The organism is Plantactinospora sp. B24E8, from assembly GCF_039871735.1.
In the GTDB taxonomy this organism is placed as follows: Bacteria; Actinomycetota; Actinomycetes; order Mycobacteriales; family Micromonosporaceae; genus Plantactinospora.
The window spans coordinates 31,636-48,843 of sequence record NZ_JBDPMH010000034.1 but is presented as its reverse complement, the minus strand read 5'-3'; the positions used below and the strand labels follow the sequence as shown (position 1 = coordinate 48,843).

At 71.4% G+C, this 17,208-nt stretch carries 13 protein-coding genes; 7 read left to right on the top strand and 6 right to left on the bottom strand.

What is annotated here, in order from left to right; genetic code table 11:
* The first annotated feature begins 233 nt into the window (after nt 1-233).
* Nucleotides 234-2,345: an excinuclease ABC subunit UvrB gene (uvrB, locus tag ABGB21_RS30570; RefSeq protein ID WP_347652439.1), complete on the top strand. Its 2,112-nt coding sequence runs from the start codon at nt 234-236 to the stop codon at nt 2,343-2,345.
* Between the two features lie 22 nt (nt 2,346-2,367).
* Here uvrB and ABGB21_RS30565 read toward each other — a convergent pair whose 3' ends face one another.
* Nucleotides 2,368-3,147: an SDR family oxidoreductase gene (locus tag ABGB21_RS30565; protein WP_347680683.1), complete on the bottom strand. Its 780-nt coding sequence runs from the start codon at nt 3,145-3,147 to the stop codon at nt 2,368-2,370.
* A gap of 190 nt (nt 3,148-3,337) precedes the next feature.
* Here ABGB21_RS30565 and ABGB21_RS30560 point away from each other — a divergent pair, with 190 nt between their 5' ends.
* The 5 genes from ABGB21_RS30560 to ABGB21_RS30540 all read left to right on the top strand — a co-directional run bounded on the left by ABGB21_RS30560 (nt 3,338) and on the right by ABGB21_RS30540 (nt 8,593).
* Entirely contained in the window at nt 3,338-4,264 is a 927-nt protein-coding gene (locus ABGB21_RS30560) for an STM4015 family protein (RefSeq protein ID WP_347652437.1), read from the top strand.
* A gap of 117 nt (nt 4,265-4,381) precedes the next feature.
* Nucleotides 4,382-5,518: an STM4014 family protein gene (locus ABGB21_RS30555; RefSeq protein WP_347680682.1), complete on the top strand. Its 1,137-nt coding sequence runs from the start codon at nt 4,382-4,384 to the stop codon at nt 5,516-5,518.
* Nucleotides 5,519-5,561: 43 nt separating this feature from the next.
* On the top strand, nt 5,562-6,404 hold the full coding sequence (locus tag ABGB21_RS30550) for an STM4013/SEN3800 family hydrolase (RefSeq protein WP_347652435.1): 843 nt from the start codon (nt 5,562-5,564) through the stop codon (nt 6,402-6,404).
* Nucleotides 6,405-6,491: 87 nt separating this feature from the next.
* On the top strand, nt 6,492-7,733 hold the full coding sequence (locus ABGB21_RS30545) for an STM4012 family radical SAM protein (RefSeq protein WP_347680681.1): 1,242 nt from the start codon (nt 6,492-6,494) through the stop codon (nt 7,731-7,733).
* A complete protein-coding gene (locus ABGB21_RS30540; protein WP_347680680.1) occupies nt 7,730-8,593 on the top strand; it encodes an STM4011 family radical SAM protein in 864 nt (287 codons plus the stop codon). Before ABGB21_RS30545 ends, ABGB21_RS30540 begins: the two co-directional genes overlap by 4 nt.
* Here the strand turns inward: ABGB21_RS30540 and ABGB21_RS30535 are convergent, their stop codons facing one another.
* From ABGB21_RS30535 to ABGB21_RS30520, 4 genes are all read right to left on the bottom strand, one after another.
* Complete coding sequence (locus ABGB21_RS30535) at nt 8,594-8,893, bottom strand: antibiotic biosynthesis monooxygenase family protein (RefSeq protein ID WP_347652433.1); 300 nt, start codon at nt 8,891-8,893, stop codon at nt 8,594-8,596.
* A 67-nt stretch (nt 8,894-8,960) separates the two neighbouring features.
* A complete protein-coding gene (locus ABGB21_RS30530) occupies nt 8,961-11,798 on the bottom strand; it encodes a stealth conserved region 3 domain-containing protein (RefSeq protein WP_347680679.1) in 2,838 nt (945 codons plus the stop codon).
* On the bottom strand, nt 11,795-12,799 hold the full coding sequence (locus ABGB21_RS30525; protein WP_347680678.1) for a hypothetical protein: 1,005 nt from the start codon (nt 12,797-12,799) through the stop codon (nt 11,795-11,797). Before ABGB21_RS30525 ends, ABGB21_RS30530 begins: the two co-directional genes overlap by 4 nt.
* Nucleotides 12,796-14,595: a stealth family protein gene (locus tag ABGB21_RS30520; protein ID WP_347680677.1), complete on the bottom strand. Its 1,800-nt coding sequence runs from the start codon at nt 14,593-14,595 to the stop codon at nt 12,796-12,798. Before ABGB21_RS30520 ends, ABGB21_RS30525 begins: the two co-directional genes overlap by 4 nt.
* Before the next feature lie 586 nt (nt 14,596-15,181).
* On the opposite strand from ABGB21_RS30520, the gene ABGB21_RS30515 reads away from it, so the two are divergent.
* Nucleotides 15,182-16,186: a TerC family protein gene (locus tag ABGB21_RS30515; RefSeq protein ID WP_347652429.1), complete on the top strand. Its 1,005-nt coding sequence runs from the start codon at nt 15,182-15,184 to the stop codon at nt 16,184-16,186.
* A 73-nt stretch (nt 16,187-16,259) separates the two neighbouring features.
* Here ABGB21_RS30515 and ABGB21_RS30510 read toward each other — a convergent pair whose 3' ends face one another.
* Nucleotides 16,260-17,180, bottom strand: coding sequence for a C40 family peptidase (locus ABGB21_RS30510; RefSeq protein WP_347680676.1), 921 nt, complete (start codon nt 17,178-17,180; stop codon nt 16,260-16,262).
* Between the last annotated feature and the right edge of the window lie 28 nt (nt 17,181-17,208).

Below are 17,208 nucleotides of genomic sequence, written 5' to 3'. Positions count from 1 at the left end.
GGCGCTCGCGGCGGCCGGGCTGGTGCGCTCGCCGGCTCGCGCCGGGGCTGCAACCGCTCTCCCGGGTGCGACGGCCGGTGTGGCGGCTGTCGCAGACCCGGTCGGCCGCCGCGAGCGGCCTACCCTAGAACGGTAGCGCGGTGCCCTATGACACACAATGACCATATCGAAGCCGATCGTGTACCGACCGTTGCCCCGGCGGTTTGTCGGACCGGCGGCGTACGGTTGAGGCCATGGCGCTCGACATTCCCCGACTTGACGGCCGCTTCGAGGTGGTCAGCGAGTTCCAACCCTCCGGTGACCAGCCGACGGCGATCGCCGAGCTCGAGCGGCGGGTCCGGCGCGGTGAACGGCACTCCGTGCTGCTCGGCGCGACCGGCACCGGTAAGAGTGCCACCTCCGCCTGGCTGATCGAGCGGCTGCAGCGGCCCACCCTGGTGCTGGCCCCCAACAAGACCCTCGCCGCCCAGCTCGCCAAGGAGTTCAGCGAGCTGATGCCGCACAACGCGGTCGAGTACTTCGTCTCCTACTACGACTACTACCAGCCCGAGGCGTACATCCCGCAGACCGACACCTACATCGAGAAGGACTCCTCGATCAACGAGGAGGTCGAGCGGCTGCGGCACTCGGCGACGATGTCGCTGCTGACCCGGCGGGACGTGGTGGTGGTCGCCACCGTCTCGGCGATCTACGGCCTGGGCACCCCGGACGAGTACCTCGACCGGGCGGTCCGGATCACCGTCGGCCAGGAGGTCGAGCGGGACAAGCTGCTCCGCCGGCTCGTCGACATCCAGTACACCCGCAACGACATGGCCTTCAACCGGGGCACCTTCCGGGTCCGCGGCGACACCCTGGAGATCATCCCGGCGTACGAGGAACTCGCGCTCCGGATCGAGTTCTTCGGTGACGAGGTCGAGAAGCTCTACTACCTGCACCCGCTGACCGGGGACGTGGTCCGGGAGGTCGACCACTTCCTGATCTTTCCGGCCACGCACTACGCCGCCGGTCCGGAGCGGATGGAACGGGCGATCGCCGGCATCGAGGCCGAGCTGACCGAGCGGCTCGCCGAGCTGGAGCGGCAGAACAAGCTCCTGGAGGCGCAGCGGCTGCGGATGCGGACCACGTACGACGTGGAGATGATGCGCCAGGTCGGCTTCTGTTCCGGCATCGAGAACTACTCGATGCACATCGACGGCCGGCTGCCGGGCAGCCCGCCGCACTGTCTGCTGGACTACTTTCCCGACGACTTCCTCACCGTCATCGACGAGTCGCACGTGACGATCCCGCAGATCGGCGGCATGTACGAGGGTGACGCCTCCCGTAAGCGGATGCTGATCGAGCACGGCTTCCGGCTGCCCAGCGCGGCCGACAACCGGCCGCTGCGCTTCGACGAGTTCCTGGAGCGGGTCGGGCAGATGGTCTACCTCTCCGCCACCCCCGGCCCCTGGGAGCTGGAGCAGGCCCAGGGTGAGGTGGTCGAGCAGGTGATCCGGCCGACCGGCCTGGTCGACCCCGAGGTGGTGGTCAAGCCGACCAAAGGCCAGATCGACGACCTGATGCACGAGATCAAGCTGCGTACCGAACGGGACGAGCGGATCCTGGTCACCACGCTGACCAAGAAGATGGCCGAGGACCTCTCCGACTACCTGCTCGAGCACGGCATCCGGGTCCGCTACCTGCACTCCGAGGTCGACACCCTGCGCCGGGTCGAGCTGCTGCGCGAGCTGCGCAAGGGCGACTACGACGTCCTGGTCGGGATCAACCTGCTCCGGGAGGGCCTGGACCTGCCCGAGGTGTCCCTGGTCGCGATCCTCGACGCCGACAAGGAGGGTTTCCTGCGCAGCGGCCGCTCCCTGATCCAGACCATCGGCCGGGCCGCCCGGAACGTCTCCGGCCAGGTCCACATGTACGCCGACAAGATGACCCCGTCGATGGCGGAGGCGATCGAGGAGACCAACCGCCGGCGGGCCAAGCAGGTGGCGCACAACGAGGCGAACGGGATCAGGCCCGAACCGCTCCGGAAGAAGATCCACGACATTCTGGACGACATCTACCGCGAGGCGGAGGACACCGAGGGGGCCACCACCCGGGTCGGCGGTGCGGTCCGGCAGATGTCCCGGGGCAAGGCGCCGGTGCCGGAGACCCGCAGCCGGGGCCGGGCCACGACCGGGCCGGCCCGGGAGGGGATGGCCCGCGCCGAGCTGGCCCAACTGATCCAGGAGTTGAGCGACCAGATGCTTGCCGCAGCCCGGGAGCTGCAGTTCGAACTGGCGGCCCGGATCCGCGACGAGGTCGCCGAGCTGAAGAAGGAACTGCGCGGCATGGACGCCGCCGGGGTGAAGTAGCGGGCAGGGCGCCGAGGGCGGGTCAGACGTACCGGTTGAAACCGCCCTCGGAGTCGATCACCTGGCCGCTGATCCACCCGCCGTCCGGCGAGCAGAGCCATTCCACCAGTCGGGCGGCGTCGTCCGGTCGGCCCCACTCGCCGCCCGGGAACAACCGGGCCACCACGTCCCGGTCCGGTGCCGTCAGATAGCCGGTGTCGGTCGGTCCCGGGTTGACGCAGTTCACCGTGATGCCCCTCGGCATCAGCAGCGGGCTCAACTGGCGGGTGAGGTTCTCCACCCCGGCCTTGCTGGCCGCGTACGCCAGCTCACCGGGCATCGGACCGAGCCGTTGGCCGCTGGAGAAGAGCACCAGCCGACCGCCGGAGTCGGCCCGGAACGCCGCCGCGAACGCCTCGGCCAGCAGCAGGGTGGCCCGGACGTTGACCACCAGGTGCCGGTCGATCTCGGCCGCGTCCAGCCCGCCGAGCGGGGTGCGGGTCGAGTACGCGTGCACCGCGACGACCACGTCGAGCCGGCCGTGCCCGCGTACCGCCGCGGCGACCAGTTCGGCCGGCGCGTCGGGCAGACCCAGGTCGACGGCCTGGTAGCGGACCCGGTCGGGGTCGCCGGTGCAGGCGGTGAGTTCGGCGAGCAGCGCCGGGACACCGTCCGGGTCGCCGCCGTACGGCTGGGCGTCGTCGTACCCCGGTAACCCGCTGAGCTGGAGTCGGTAGCCGGCGGCGGCGAACCGCCGGGCGACCGCGGCACCGATGCCGATCCGTCGGCTGACCCCGGTGATCAGGGCGACCCGTTCCGTCATTCCGGAAGTGAACTCGATCAGGCCGCCCCGCGCCAACACATTCCCGGACACCGGCGTGGCGTTCACCGGCCGACCAGGCCGGCCCGGCCCGTCGGTGGTGTCCGTCCACATCGGTCGATATGGGCCTGCCCGACCGAATGTCGGTACGGCTTGCTAACGTTCTGCCGCCCCTCGTTCAGGAGCCGAGACGATGACGATCAATACCCACCTCACCGAGTTGGCGGGTCTGCCGGTGGTCACCTTCGACCCGCAGGAGTGGGTGCCGGAGGAAGCGACCGGGACGGTGGCCTGGCGGCTCGACCTTCAGGGGCCGGGGCTGGCCGAGGACCGGTTTGTCGCGCTGACCGAGGCGTTCCTGGACACCGTCACTCCGGTGCAGGTCCGGGTACTGCTGATCGGGGACTGGGGCGACAGCGCCGTACGGCCGGCCCCGGTCGACCTGCTGGTCGGGCTCGCCCCCCGGCTCCGCGGATTACGCGCGCTCTTCGTCGGCGAGATGACCTACGAGCAGTGCGAGATCTCCTGGATCGTCCAGGCCGACCCGGCGCCGCTGCTGACCGCGTACCCGGATCTGGAGGTCCTCCGGATCCGGGGCGCGACCGAGCGGCTGACCCCGGTCCGGCACTCGGCACTTCGCGAACTCGCGATCGAGACCGGCGGCCTGCCCGGGTCCGTCGCCCGAGCGGTGGCGGAGTGCGACCTGCCGGCGCTGACCCACCTGGAACTGTGGCTCGGCACCGACGAATACGGTGGCGACACCAGCGTGGCGGACCTGGCGCCGATCCTGTCCGGCGACCGGCTGCCGGCGTTGCGGCACCTGGGGCTGCGCGACGCCGAGCACGCCGACCAGGTGGCGGCGGCGGTGGCGCAGGCGCCGCTGGTGGGTCAACTCGAGAGTCTCGACCTGTCGCTGGGCACCCTGAGCGACGCGGGGGCGGACGCCCTGCTGGCCGGTCAGCCGCTGACCCGGCTGCGCCGACTCGACCTGCACCACCACTACCTGTCGCCGGAGGCACGGGGGCGGCTGACCGCCGCGCTGCCCGACGTCGAGATCAATCTGGCCGACCGGCAGCGCGAAAGCCGGCCGGGTGCGCGGTATGTGGCGGTCTCCGAGTGAGCACCGAGGTCTCCCGACACGTCACCGAGTTCGCCGGGCTGCCGGTGTTCCCGCTCTCCTACGCGCCGGAGGACGACCGGTACGTAGCGGTCGGCGAGTGGCTGGCATGATCGTCGAATGACTGGCCGTGCGCCGCTGGTGGTCGTCGGCAACCCGGAGAACCGACGGGTCACCATGTTCCGGACCGCGGCGGACCGCGCTGGGGTGCCGGTCTCGGTGCTGCCCTGGCGAGAGCTCGCCAGCGGCCCGGTACGGGTACCCGCCGGTGCCACCGTACGGGTCGACTCGCCGGGCGAGGACAGCGAGGTCGACCGGCTGCTGCGGGGCGCCGACCGGACGGGCGAACACGGCGAGATCCTCGGCCTGCACCGGTGGTACGTCGGCTTCCGCGACGCCCTGCGCCGACTCGCCGACGCGGTCGACACCGCCGGGGCGACCCTGCTCAACCCGCCGGACGAGATACTCGTCATGTTCGACAAGCGGGCCTGTCACGCCCGGCTCGACGCCGCCGGGGTGCCGGTGCCGCCGGCCCTGCCCGGGTCGCCGGTCGACTACCCGCAGCTGCGGACGATGATGCGTGCCGCCGGCTGGAGGCGGGTCTTCGTGAAGCCGGCACACGGCTCGTCCGCCTCCGGGGTCCTGGCGCTGCAGACCGCGCCGGGCCGGATCCTGGCCACCACCTCGGTCGAGCTGGCGCCGGACGGCCGGCTGTTCAACTCGCTGCGGATCCGCCACTACACCGACGAACGGGACGTGGCGTCCATCGTGGACCGACTGGCCCCGGACGGGTTGCACGTCGAACGGTGGTTCCCCAAGGCGGGACTGGTCGACCGGACCATCGACCTGCGGGTGCTCGTGATCGCCGGGCAGCCCGGGCACATCGTTATCCGGGCGAGCCGTGGTCCGTTGACCAACCTGCACCTGGGCAACGCCCGGGGTGACCTCGACGCGGTCCGGGCGGCGATGGGCCGGCCGGCGTTCGAGGCGGCGCTGGACAGCTGCGTACGGGCCGCCGCCTGCTTCCCCGGCAGCCAGCACGCGGGGGTCGACCTGCTGGTCGGCACCGACTGGCGACGGCACGTGGTCGCCGAGGTGAACGCCTTCGGTGACCTGCTACCCGGGGTGCTGGACGAGTCGGGGCGGGACAGCTACGCGGCCGAACTGCACGCGCTGCGGACCGGCGGCCGGGCATCCGCCGACGGGCGGCCCGAACGGCCCCGCCCGGGGCCGGAACGGGAGGCCCGAGCGGCATGAGCGACACCTACCGAGGAGACGGTATGACCTTGGGGAGGACGGCGTGAAGGACCTGATCGGCAGCCACGACCTGCTGTTCGTCACCCTCGACACGCTCCGCTACGACGTGGCCGCCGAACTGGCCGCCGCCGGACGTACCCCGAACCTGGTGCGGGCGTTGCCGGGCGGCACCTGGGAGCGGCGGCACAGCCCGGCCAGCTTCACCTACGCCGCCCACCAGGCGTTCTTCGCCGGTTTCCTGCCCACCCCGACCGGGCCCGGCCCACACCCCCGGCTCTTCGCCGCGGCGTTCCCGGGCAGCGAGACGACCGGGGAGCAGACCTGGACCTTCGACGCGCCGGACGTGGTCCGGGGCCTGGCCGCCGCCGGCTACCACACGGTCTGCGTCGGCGGGGTCGGCTTCTTCAACCAGCGGTCGCCGCTCGGCGGGGTGCTGCCGGCGCTGTTCGACGAGGCCCACTGGGAGCCGGAGTTCGGGGTCTCCGCACCGCACTGCCTCGAGGCGCAGCTCGACCGGATCGGCGCCGTGCTGCCGACCGTCCCCGACGGGAAGCCGCTGTTCCTGTTCGTCAACGTGGCCGCGATCCACCAGCCGAACCGGCACTACCTGGCCGGCGCCGACCGGGACAGCCGGGAGAGCCACGCGGCGGCCCTGGAGTACGTCGACCGGCATCTCGGCCGGCTGTTCGCCCTCGCCAGCTCCCGGGGGCGGCCCTGTCTGACGCTGATCTGCTCCGACCACGGGACGGCGTACGGCGAGGAGGGGCACAGCGGGCACCGGCTCGGCCACGAGGTGGTGTGGACGGTCCCGTACGGGCAGTTCGTGCTGGAGCCCGGTGACTGGGGCAAGCCCGGCGACTGGCCCTCCTCGGAGCAGCCCGGGTGAACCCGCTCGACGGGTCGCCGTACCAGGGCTACCTGTACGCGTACCCGCACAAGACGGCGTACCGGCGGGCTGCGGCCGCGTCCGGCGTTGCGTGACGTCTGGGCCGGGCAGCGCCGCGACGCGCTCTTCCTCTACCTGCACGTGCCGTTCTGCGAGCTGCGCTGCGGCTTCTGCAACCTCTTCACCCGGTCGCATCCGCCCGCCGCGCAGGTCCGCGGCTACCTCGGCCAGGTGGCCCGGCAGGCCGACCGGGTCCGCGACGCGATCGGCACCGCCGACTACGCCCGGATCGCGGTCGGCGGCGGCACCCCGACCTACCTGGAGCCGGCGGAACTCGCCGGGATATTCGACCTGCTCGCCGGGTTCGGTGGTCGGACCGGCACGGTGCCGACCTCGGTGGAGACCTCACCGGCGACCGCCACCGCCGACCGGATCGGCGTGCTCGCCGAGCGGGGCACCACCCGGGTCAGCATCGGCGTGCAGAGCTTCCTCGACACCGAGGCCCGGGCGGCGGGCCGCCCGCAGCGTCGTACCGACGTCGAAGCCGCCCTGGCGACGATCCGGGCCGCCGGGATTCCCGAACTGAACCTCGACCTGATCTACGGTTTACCCGGGCAGACGGCCCGGACCTGGGCCGAATCCCTGGACGCGGCGCTGCGCTGGCGGCCCGAGGAGATCTTCCTCTATCCGCTCTACGTCCGCCCGCTCACCGGCCTCGACCGGCGACTGTCCACCGTGGACGGTGCCGGGGCGGCGGACCCGGAGTGGGACGCGCAGCGGTTGGCGCTGTACCGGCAGGGCCGGGACACGCTGCGGGCCGCCGGCTACCGCCAGCTGTCGCTGCGGCACTTCCGCCGTGCCGGCGCGTCGGAGGACGGGCCGGACTACGACTGCCAGGACGACGGCATGGTCGGACTCGGCTGTGGTGCCCGCTCCTACACCACCGATCTGCACTACTCGTTCGACTACGCGGTCGGGATCCGGCACGTCCGTACCATCATCGACGACTACCTGCGCCGCCCCGCCGACGACTTCGACGTCGCCGAGGTCGGCTTCCGGCTCGACCCGACCGAGCAGCGCCGACGCTGGCTGCTCCAGACGCTGCTGCGGGCCGACGGGATCGACCCGGCGGCGTACGCCGACCGGTTCGGTACCCCGGTCGTCGACGACTTCCCGCAACTGCGGTCGCTGGCCGACCGGGGCTGGGCGCGTCTCGACCCGGACCGGATCGTGCTCACCGACGCCGGCCTGGAACGCTCCGACGCGATCGGGCCGTGGCTGGTCTCCGCCCCGGTCCGCCGGGCGATGACAGAGTACAGGCGGCGATGAACCTCTCCGTGCTCTACCGGGGACCGCTGGCCAGCTGCAACTACGACTGCCCGTACTGCCCGTTCGCGAAGCGCCGGGACAGCCGGGCCGAACTGCGGGCCGACCGGGCCGCCCTGGACCGGTTCGTCGACTGGGCGACCCGCAACCCCGACAACGACCGGCTGTCGGTGCTGTTCACGCCCTGGGGCGAGGGACTGAGCCGCTCCTGGTACCGGGACGCGCTCGTCCGGCTCTCCCGACTGCCACACCTCGACCGGGTCGCGATCCAGACCAACCTGGCCTGCCGACTCGACTGGCTCGCCGAGGCCGACCGACGGACGGTGGCGCTCTGGGCCACGTACCACCCCGGCCAGGTGCGCCGGGAGACGTTCCTGCGCCGCTGTGACCGGCTGGCCGACCTCGGCGTACGGTTCTCGGTCGGGATCGTCGGGCTGCCGGAGCACCTGGCCGAGGCGCGGGCGGTCCGGGCCGCGCTGCCCGCCGAGGTCTACCTCTGGGTCAACGCGGCCGAGGGACACCGCTACACCGCCGGGCAGGAGGCCGACTGGACCGCCCTCGACCCGCACTTCGGCTACAGCGTCCGGCCGCACCCCTCGGCCGGGGCGTACTGCCGGACCGGCGACACGGCAATCTCGGTGCGGGGCGACGGCACGGTACGCCGCTGCCACTTCGTGCCGACCGTGCTCGGCAACCTCTACGACGGTTCGTACCGGTCCGGGCTGCGGCCCCGGCCGTGTCCGCTCGCCGCCTGTGACTGCCACATCGGCTATGTCCACCTGGAGACCCTGCCGCTGTACGAGATCTTCGCCGGCGGGGTGCTGGAACGGATCCCGGCCCAGGGGACCCGTTCCGCCCGCTGATCAGGCCGGTGCCGGCACGTCCGTGAAGTGCTCCACCACCGGCGCCGCCGCGAAGTACGGCCCGATCAGATCCCGCCAGGCCGGGTACCGGTCACTGTCCCGGAAGTTCTCCAGGTGGGCCTCCACCGAGTCCCACTCCACCAGCAGCACGAACCGGGACGGGGACTCGACACCCCGGGTCATCCGCACCGAGCGGCAGCCGGGGGTGGTGGCCAGCAGCTGGTGGCCCTCCGCGTACGCCTTGGCGAACGCCTCCTCCTGGCCGGCGACCACGTCGATCAACGCAACTTCCAGAATCATGCACTGAGCGTGACACGGGCCGCCCCCGCCACGATCAGCGGGGACGGCCCGTCCCAGAATTCCGCGGTCAGCGGGTCAGGTTGCGCGTACTGCCCCGCTCGAACTGGCTCGCCACCGGGAAGTAGCTCTCCAGGAAGGCGGAGACGACCCGACCCTGGGTGTCGGCGTCGAGCGCGCCGTGGTGGGTGTCGTTCAGGCAGAACGCGTCGTTCTCCCGGGTCACCAGGATCTTGGTGAGGTTCGGGTGCTCGACCGGATCGCCGGTGTTGACGTAGCTCACCTTGATCAGGCCCGGCACCGAACGGCCGGTCAGGTAGCCGTAGTAGTGGTGCAACGAGGAGGCGATCGAGACGTCGGCGTGCGACCGGAGCTGGCTGGCGGCGGTCCGGGTGACCTCGTCGGTGAACTCCCGGTCGAGGTCGTAGCCGACACTGCGCCGCATCGGGTACGGCGCGTGCAGCAGCCCCTGGGTCAGGGTACGGCCGGACAGCTGGCGGATCAGCCGCCGGTTGTTCTTCGCCGCGCTGAAGTTGAAGTCGTCGTCCGGCTGGATGTCGACCATCGGGATCGGGGTCGGCGAGAGGAAGAACTGCGCCACCCCGTTGGCGTGGAAGAACAGCGTCGGGTCGACCGGCCGACCGAGGAAGAAGTCGTCGTTGAAGTAGAGGAAGTGTTCGGCCAGCCCGTCGATGTGGTGCAGCTGCGACTCGATCGCGTGCGAGTTGAACGTCGGCAGCAGCCCCCGGGCGCCGAAGAGGTCCCGGTGGTCGACGATGTGGATCCGCGGGTGGCCGGTGTCCAGCCAGGCCGGGGTTTGGTCGGCGGTGACCAGGTAGATGTTCCGGACCCAGGGGGCGTACATCTCGATGGAGCGCAGCGAGTACCGCAGCTCCTCCCGGTCGCGGAACCGGGCCTGCCCGCTGGCCGCCTCGGTCGGCGGACGGCCGAGCGAGGCGAGCAGCTGGTTCTTCTTGGCGAGCCAGTTCGGGTCGTTGCCGTCCACCCAGGTGTAGACGACGTCGATGGGGAAGTCGACCGTGGTGACGAAGTTCTGGGCGAAGCCCTCGATGGTCGGGTACTCCCGGTCCCGGATCCGCAGCCTCGCCGGGTTCGTCGCCCCCTTCGGGATGGTCAGCCCGAGCACGGTACGACGGATCGGGTCGACCCCCTTGCCGTCCGCCGACTCGGTCCAGAACTCCAGGTCGCAGCCGTACCCGGGACCGTAGCGCAGGGTACGCGACGTCGAGACCGTCGGCGTGAAGACCCGGAGCCCGGCGGCGGTGCCGGCGCGCAGCTCCGAGGTCAGGCAGGCGGCCAGGGTCACGCTGGTCACCTTCGCCCCCGGCGCCAGGGTCTCGGCGTAGACCGGGGTGTTGGCGAAGGCCCCGGCGAGCGCCTCCAGGACGGCCGGGCGGTGCTCGTCGGCGACCGCGATCCGGTGCCGGATGATCGGGTCGGGCACCGCCCAGTACGGGATGCCGTGCCGTTCGAGCACGTCGGCCACGGCCACGAAGTTGGCGTACGCGGCGTCGGCCGGCATCACGTCGTCGCGGACCACCGCCAGCCGGCCACCGGACCTGACCAGACCCGGCATCGCCTGCTGGATCCGCGACTCGATGGTCGGCACGTCGGCGCCGCTGGTGACCTGGCCGGGGCGGGGTGCCGCCGGCGCGAAGCCGGAGCCCCCGGTGCGGTTCAGCCAGATGGCGACCCGGTCGGCGCGGCTCTGCTCGTGACCGTCGCGGCCGGCGACCAGTTCGGCGTAGAGCCGCTCCCAGCGCTCCATGACCGGTTCGAGCCGGTACGCCTCGATGGCCTGCAACGCGTTGGCGCCGAACGACTGGCGCAGCTTCTCGTCGGCGATCAGGGTGCTCAGCGCCTCGGCGACGCCGTCCTCGTCCTCGGCCGGGACCAGAAAGCCGTTCTGGCCGTGGGTGATGATCTCGCCCGGCCCGGTCTCGATGTCGTACGCCACCGCGGGCACACCGGCGGCGAACGCCTCCAGTAGCACCAGCGGCAGCGCCTCGCCGTCCCGGGAGGTGAGCAGGGCGATGCTCGCCTTCGACCACTCCTCGACGATCCGTGGCGTGGGGCCCATGAACTGGACCTGGTCGTGTAGGCCGAGGTCGGCGGCGAGTCGCCGGTGTGGGGTGATCAACGGTCCGTCACCGAAGATCCGCAGCGTCCACTCCGGATGGGTGGCGACGACCTTGCTGAACGCCCGGATCGCGTGGTCGACCTGCTTCTCCCGGTGCATCCGGGCGGCCATCATGACAACCGGGTTCTGCAGCGTCGACCGGGGCCGGAAGCCCTCCGCCATGCCGTTCGGGATGACCTCGAGCCGTGGCACGGCGGCGGCGAAGGTGTCGGCGAACCAGTCCCGGGTCCGGTCGGTGAGCAGGACCAGGGCGTCGAGCCGGGGCACGTACTCGAAGAGCGGCTGGCCGGTCGGGCCCCGGAACTGGGACGGCCGGTGCTCCTGGTGCACGGTGATCACGGACGGCGGGGCGTAGCTGGTCGCCAGGGCCATCAGGGCCGGGGAGCAGGTGACCAGCACGTCGGTGTCGATCGCCCGCAGGGCACGCTCGAGTTCCAGTTCGAAGAGCCGGTTGGCGTGCTCGTCCCAGGAGGCCGGCATCAGCCGGGGGGCGCTGCGGAAGAGCCGGTCGAAGTCGGCGTCGGAGACCGTCGAGGGTCGGGTCGGCCGGGGCGTCGGCCCGGTCTGGTCGATCAGGTAACTGACCCGTACCCGGTCGTCCGCCCGGTAGAACGACTCCTTGCTGGTGCGGTAGACGCTGAGCACCTCCACCGTGTGCCGCTGGGCGAGGTGGTCGGCCTGGCTGAGGATGGCGCGTTCGGTGCCGCCCATGGCGTCGGCGGTCAACAACAAGAATGTGATCTTCAACTCTGCATCCCGGTGAAGCGCGTGAAGCGGAGGACGGCGACCGCCAGACCGCCGCTCGCCGTGTAATAGGGGCGGTAGCTGGCGAAGTCGTCGCCGCCCAGGGGCAGGATGACCCGACTGGTCAACAGCACTGAGCGTGGTTCCCGAAGGTCGTGCAGGAAACGTCCGATCCGGACCAGCCGGGCTGGGGCCACCCGGACCCGGACGTCCCAGATGACTTCCTCATCGGGACGTGCGGGGGCGGCGGTGACGAGGTCGGCCACCGGAACGGTCACCTCGAACCGGCCGTCGACCGGTGCGATCGGCACGACGTGGTCCGCACCGCCGCGGCGCGGCGAGAAGACCATCGCCGGGTCCTCCAGCCGCCGTACGCCGATCAGCCGGGCCCGGATCCGTGCCTGGGCGCCGCTGTGGTCGAGCGCCACGACCTCGGCCTGGGCCGCCGGTCCGGTGACGGTCAGCTGGGCCACGCCCTTCACCCCCCGACCCGGCCAGTACGTCCAGCCGCTGACCGGGTGCGGCGGTACCGCCACGGTCGGCCCGGGCCGGTCCGCCGGTTCGGCGATCCGCAGGCCGTACCGGCGCTCGGACTGGTCTGGGTCGACGACCGCGACCGCGAGTGACCAGGTGCCCTTGCCGAGCGAGATCTCACCAGGCCCGTCGCCGAGCCGGGCCAGCACCTCCACGGAGAGCCGGCCGTCCGGCTGGGGCCGCGGCGTCGCCGGGCACCGGCGGACGTGCCGGCCCCGGACGAGCAACAGCTCGGCCCGGGCGGCCGGGTCGGTACCGGCCGGCAGCAGCGCGTGCACCTGCAGGGTCCGCCCGTCGAGTACGCCGAGGAAGTCCCCGCTCGCCCGCGGCAGGTTGACCACCGGGTCGTAGCGCAGCCGGCTGATCCGCCGGACGAGCTGGTCGGTGGCCTGGTCGGCCCGCCGGCGGGCGCCGGAGGCGAGCTGGAGCAGTCGGGGCGGTGACCAGGCCTGACGGTTCTGCTGACTCATCCGACCCGCTCGGGTTGGCCGGTCGGCGCGTCCGTGTTCACCTCGGCACCCCGGGGCGCCGGGACGGCGGGAGCCGGGGGCAGGAACGCCTCCGCCCGTGCGGTCGACGTCATGCCGGCCCGCTGCGCCTCGGCCGTGGCCGGCAGCTCGCACGGCGCCGGGAACGGGAAGTACGCGGTCAGGAAGTCGGTCAGCATCGCGTGCTGCTCGGAGAGGAGCACCTCGCTCGACTCGGTGTCGTTGAGGCAGAAGACGTCGCTGTGCCGGTTGGCCAGTAGCAGGGCCAGCTTCACCGGGGTGGACGGGTGCGCCAGGTCGGCGTACGTGTACTCGATCGGTCCGGGTACCGCCCGGCCGGAGAAGTACGACCAGTAGTGCTGCAGCGACGACGGGATCGACAGGTCCTCGGGGTGCCGGAACTGGTGGGTGGCGGTGCCGGCCACCTCCGCCGTCAGGTTGCGCTCGATCTCCTCCAGCACGCTCTTGCGCAGCGGGTACGGCACGTGCCGCATCTTCTGCGTGATGGTCCGGCCGAAGTGCTCCTGGATGTGTCGCCGGTTGTTCTTGCCGGCGGCGGTGACCGGGGCGTCGTGGATGGTCGCCGGGCCGACGTCGAGCTGGGCGGGGGAGGGGAAGAACTTCGAGATGCCGTTGGCGTGGAAGAAGGTGTCCGGCTGCAGCGGACGGCCGAAGAACATGTCGTCGTTGACGTAGATGAAGTGCTCGCTCAGCCCGGGGATGCGGTGCAGCCGGGACTCGATGGCGTGCGAGTTGAAGGTCGGCAGCCGGCCGGTGTCGCCGAAGATCTCCCGGTGCCGGACCACCCGGACCATCGGGTGCTCGGTGTCGAGCCACGGCGGGACCTGGTCGTCGGTGACCAGGTAGACCTGCCGAACCCAGGGGGCGTACGCGTGCACCGAGCGCAGCGAGTAGCGCAGCTCGTCCCGGCTGATGTAGCGGGACATGTTGGCCGCGATCTCGTTGATCTCGCCTTCGCCGTGTCCCAGCGCCTGGTTCTTGCGTCGCTGCCAGTCGGTGTCGTTGCCGTCGACCCAGGTGTAGACCAGGTCGATCGGGAACGTCACCTGCTCGTAGCTGGCCGGCGTGTACTCGCTGCGGGTCCGGTAGCTGACGTCGCGGTAGGGCACGAAGTGGTTGAGGTCGGCGGCCGGAACCGCCTCGGTCTGGCCGGCGGCCGGCAGCGCCGGGGCGACCTGGTTGTTGCGCGGCGCGATGATCTGCGGAACCGGCGTCGACTCCTGGGCCGGCACGGCGCGCCAGAACTCGACCTCACAGGCGAACTGGCGGCCGTAGACGGTACCGCCGCCGGGGTCGGTCACCGCGTGGAAGAGCTGCACGATCTTGGCGCGCTTGGGGTTGATCGGGCTGCCGGCCTTGTTGACGTGGCGCAGCACGACGCCCTGGCCCCGGGCGAGCTGACCGAGCACCCGGAGCACCTCGGCCTTCCGGCTGAGCGGTACGGCGACCGAGCTGCGCAGGTTGTCGAGGTGGCGTACGTAGAAGTTGTCGATCCCGGCGCTGTTCAGCGCCTGGGTGACCACGTCCAGGTTGCGGCGCCACAGGGCGGCCGGGGAGGCTTCGGCGGCGACGAGGGCCCGGACCGGGATGCCGTGGTCCTTGACCCGACGCAGTTGGCCGACCGGGACCCGGGACCGGCGGGGTGCCATCCGGGTCAGCCGCCGCACCAGCCAGAGCTGCCGCTGCGGGGGGAGCAGCTGGATGAACTTGAGCCGGTACGACTTGGGGAGGGCGCGATAGACCTTCAGCGCTATCACCGTCGCACCCCCGTCTCCCCCGCTGACCGCAGACCGGTAGCAGCCACCGTGCTTTCCACGTTTCGCCTCGTCTCCACCAACAGACCGTACGAATCCGAATCAGTAGCACTAATCGGGCAGGTATCGCCGCGCCCGTGAGTCACGCACGGTGTCAGCCGCGCGCAGCGAAAGGTACCAGCACCATTCATGTTTTGGACACTGTCCCTGGTGCTGCAGTAAACGCTCAAGGTCTATCGGGACGGGTGATGACGGACATGGCACCAAGTGGCCTGCGACAGCTTGACACCTAGCCTCCTAGGATGCCCTACGTGGGGTGGTTGTCCGCACACCGGGTACGGGGGAGATGCGGAACGGACCGGGGATGATGAACAATGGCACGGTAGGAGGGGAGTATTCCTTCGCGGTGGTGTCGTCAACACGGTCCTCGGCCGGCCCATTCCGGCACGAGACCCGGCACCGCAGGTTGTCGCCGTCCGGTGCCGAGCCGGGTGGCGGTGGCGGAAGAGACCTCTGACAGTCACCACCGTCCACACCGCTGACGCACGGCCGTGTCGGCGGTGGCTCGTGTGTCTGCCGGAGGAGAGCTTTGAACGTGTCCGTCTGGGTATGGGTCATCTCGCTGGTCGTCCTGACCGCGATCCTGCTGATCGATCTGCTGATCATCGGGCGTCGACCCCACGAGCCCAGCCTCCGGGAGTCCGGCCTCTGGGTCGCCCTGTACGTCGGCCTCGCCCTGATCTTCGGCGCCGGTCTGGCGGTGACCAGCGGCTTCACCGTGGCCGGGGAGTTCTACACCGGCTGGCTCACCGAGTACAGCCTCTCGGTGGACAACCTCTTCGTCTTCGTGATCATCATGGCCAGGTTCGGCGTGCCCCGGCAGTACCAGCAGAAGGTGCTGCTCATCGGCATCGTGTTCGCCCTGGTCCTGCGCGGCGGCTTCATCGCGGCCGGCGCGGCCCTGCTCTCCCAGTTCTCCTGGGTCTTCTACATCTTCGGCGCCTTCCTGATCTACACGGCGATCAACTTCTTCCGGCAGGGTGAGCCGACCGAGGAGGAGTTCAAGGAGAACGTGCTGATCCGGTGGAGCCGCCGCGCCCTGCCGGTCTCCCGCGACTTCGCCGGCACGCACCTGACCATCGTGGAGAACGGCCGCCGGCTCTTCACCCCGATGCTGATCGTGCTGATCGCGATCGGCACCACCGACCTGGTCTTCGCGTTGGACTCGATCCCGGCCATCTTCGGCATCACCAAGGAGCCGTACCTGGTCTTCACCGCCAACGTCTTCGCGCTGATGGGACTGCGGCAGCTTTACTTCCTGCTCGGCGGACTGCTCGACCGGCTGGTCTACCTCAACATCGGGCTCGCCGTGGTGCTCGGCTTCATCGGCGTGAAGCTTGTCCTGGAGGCGCTCGCCGGCAACAACCTGCCGTTCCTCAACGGTGGCGAGCACATCAGCTGGGCCCCGCACGTGCCGATCTGGCTCTCCCTGGTGATCATCCTGGGCACCCTGGCCATCGCCACGGTGGCCAGCCTGATCAAATCGAGTCGGGACCGCCGGGCGGCGGAGCGGGTGCCGGTCGGGCAGGCCTGACCCGGGACCGCCGGTACCCGGCCTGGTCGTCGGGGTCGGGCACCCACGGGCGGGCTCGGTGCGGGACTCGGGCTCAGCGCGGGACGCGGTGTACGCCGACCAGGGTCGCGGCCCGCTCGGCCGGCAACACCTCCTCCAGCACCCGTCGCTGGGTGTAACAGGCGTGCAGCATCCGTCGGTCGCCGCCGGGCCGGGTGGTGACGATGCCGATGTGGTGTACGGGTCGGCCGGGGCGGGCGAAGAAGTAGAGGTCCCCGGGACGTTCGTCGCCCAGTCGGACCGGACGCGTCGCCGCTGCCTGGTCACCGGCGTCGCGGGGCAGCCGTACGCCGAACCGCCGCCAGGCCAGGTGCACCAGACCGGAGCAGTCGATGCCGTACGCCGAGACGCCGCCCCAGAGGTAGACGACGTCGCGCAGCCGACTCGCCACCGCGAGCACCTCGGCCGGCCGGGGCGGCCCGTGCGGCGCGGGCGTCACCTCGGCGTCGGCCACCCAGAGCGGTCGGTGGTGGCCGGCGACCCGGACCGGGCGCCAGCCGGCGTCGACCGGTCCCGCCCCCGCCAGCCGGGTGCCGAGGATCACGCCGGGCAGCACCACGGGCCCGGCCGGGGTGGCGTGCAGCGTGGTCGCCGTGGCGGAGACGACCAGGGCGGGGGCCGGTGCCCCGGCGTCCGGCGGTTCGACCAGCTGGTCGACCGGCAGCCAGCCGGGATAGCCGCGGGGGTCGAGTCGGGCCGCCGGCTGTTCGACCGCGATCAGACGGGCCCAGCCGTCCGGCCGGACCTCCTCGACCAGGACACGCTCGCCGAGCAGTAGCTGGCTGAGCACGCAGTCCCCGACCCGCTGCTCGGCGGTGAGCCCGGAGATCCAGCCCGGGATGTCGGTGCGGCGGGCCAGTGCGGGTGCGTCGACCGGGCGTACCGCCTCGGGGCGGCTCCACAGGGTGGCGACCGCGACCCGGACGACAGCTTCGCGACCTGGGAGCAGTGCCATCTCACCCCTCCGTCCTCGGACCACGCCC

What these genes read in the sequence shown, in the direction of transcription:
- ABGB21_RS30525 (WP_347680678.1), bottom strand. Translation starts at nt 12,799, where the DNA reads ATGAGTCAGCAGAACCGTCAGGCCTGGTCACCGCCCCGACTGCTCCAG.
- ABGB21_RS30555 (WP_347680682.1), top strand. Translation starts at nt 4,382, where the DNA reads ATGACTGGCCGTGCGCCGCTGGTGGTCGTCGGCAACCCGGAGAACCGA.
- ABGB21_RS30540 (WP_347680680.1), top strand. Translation starts at nt 7,730, where the DNA reads ATGAACCTCTCCGTGCTCTACCGGGGACCGCTGGCCAGCTGCAACTAC.
- ABGB21_RS30565 (WP_347680683.1), bottom strand. Translation starts at nt 3,147, where the DNA reads ATGACGGAACGGGTCGCCCTGATCACCGGGGTCAGCCGACGGATCGGC.
- ABGB21_RS30535 (WP_347652433.1), bottom strand. Translation starts at nt 8,893, where the DNA reads ATGATTCTGGAAGTTGCGTTGATCGACGTGGTCGCCGGCCAGGAGGAG.
- uvrB (WP_347652439.1), top strand. Translation starts at nt 234, where the DNA reads ATGGCGCTCGACATTCCCCGACTTGACGGCCGCTTCGAGGTGGTCAGC.
- ABGB21_RS30560 (WP_347652437.1), top strand. Translation starts at nt 3,338, where the DNA reads ATGACGATCAATACCCACCTCACCGAGTTGGCGGGTCTGCCGGTGGTC.
- ABGB21_RS30510 (WP_347680676.1), bottom strand. Translation starts at nt 17,180, where the DNA reads ATGGCACTGCTCCCAGGTCGCGAAGCTGTCGTCCGGGTCGCGGTCGCC.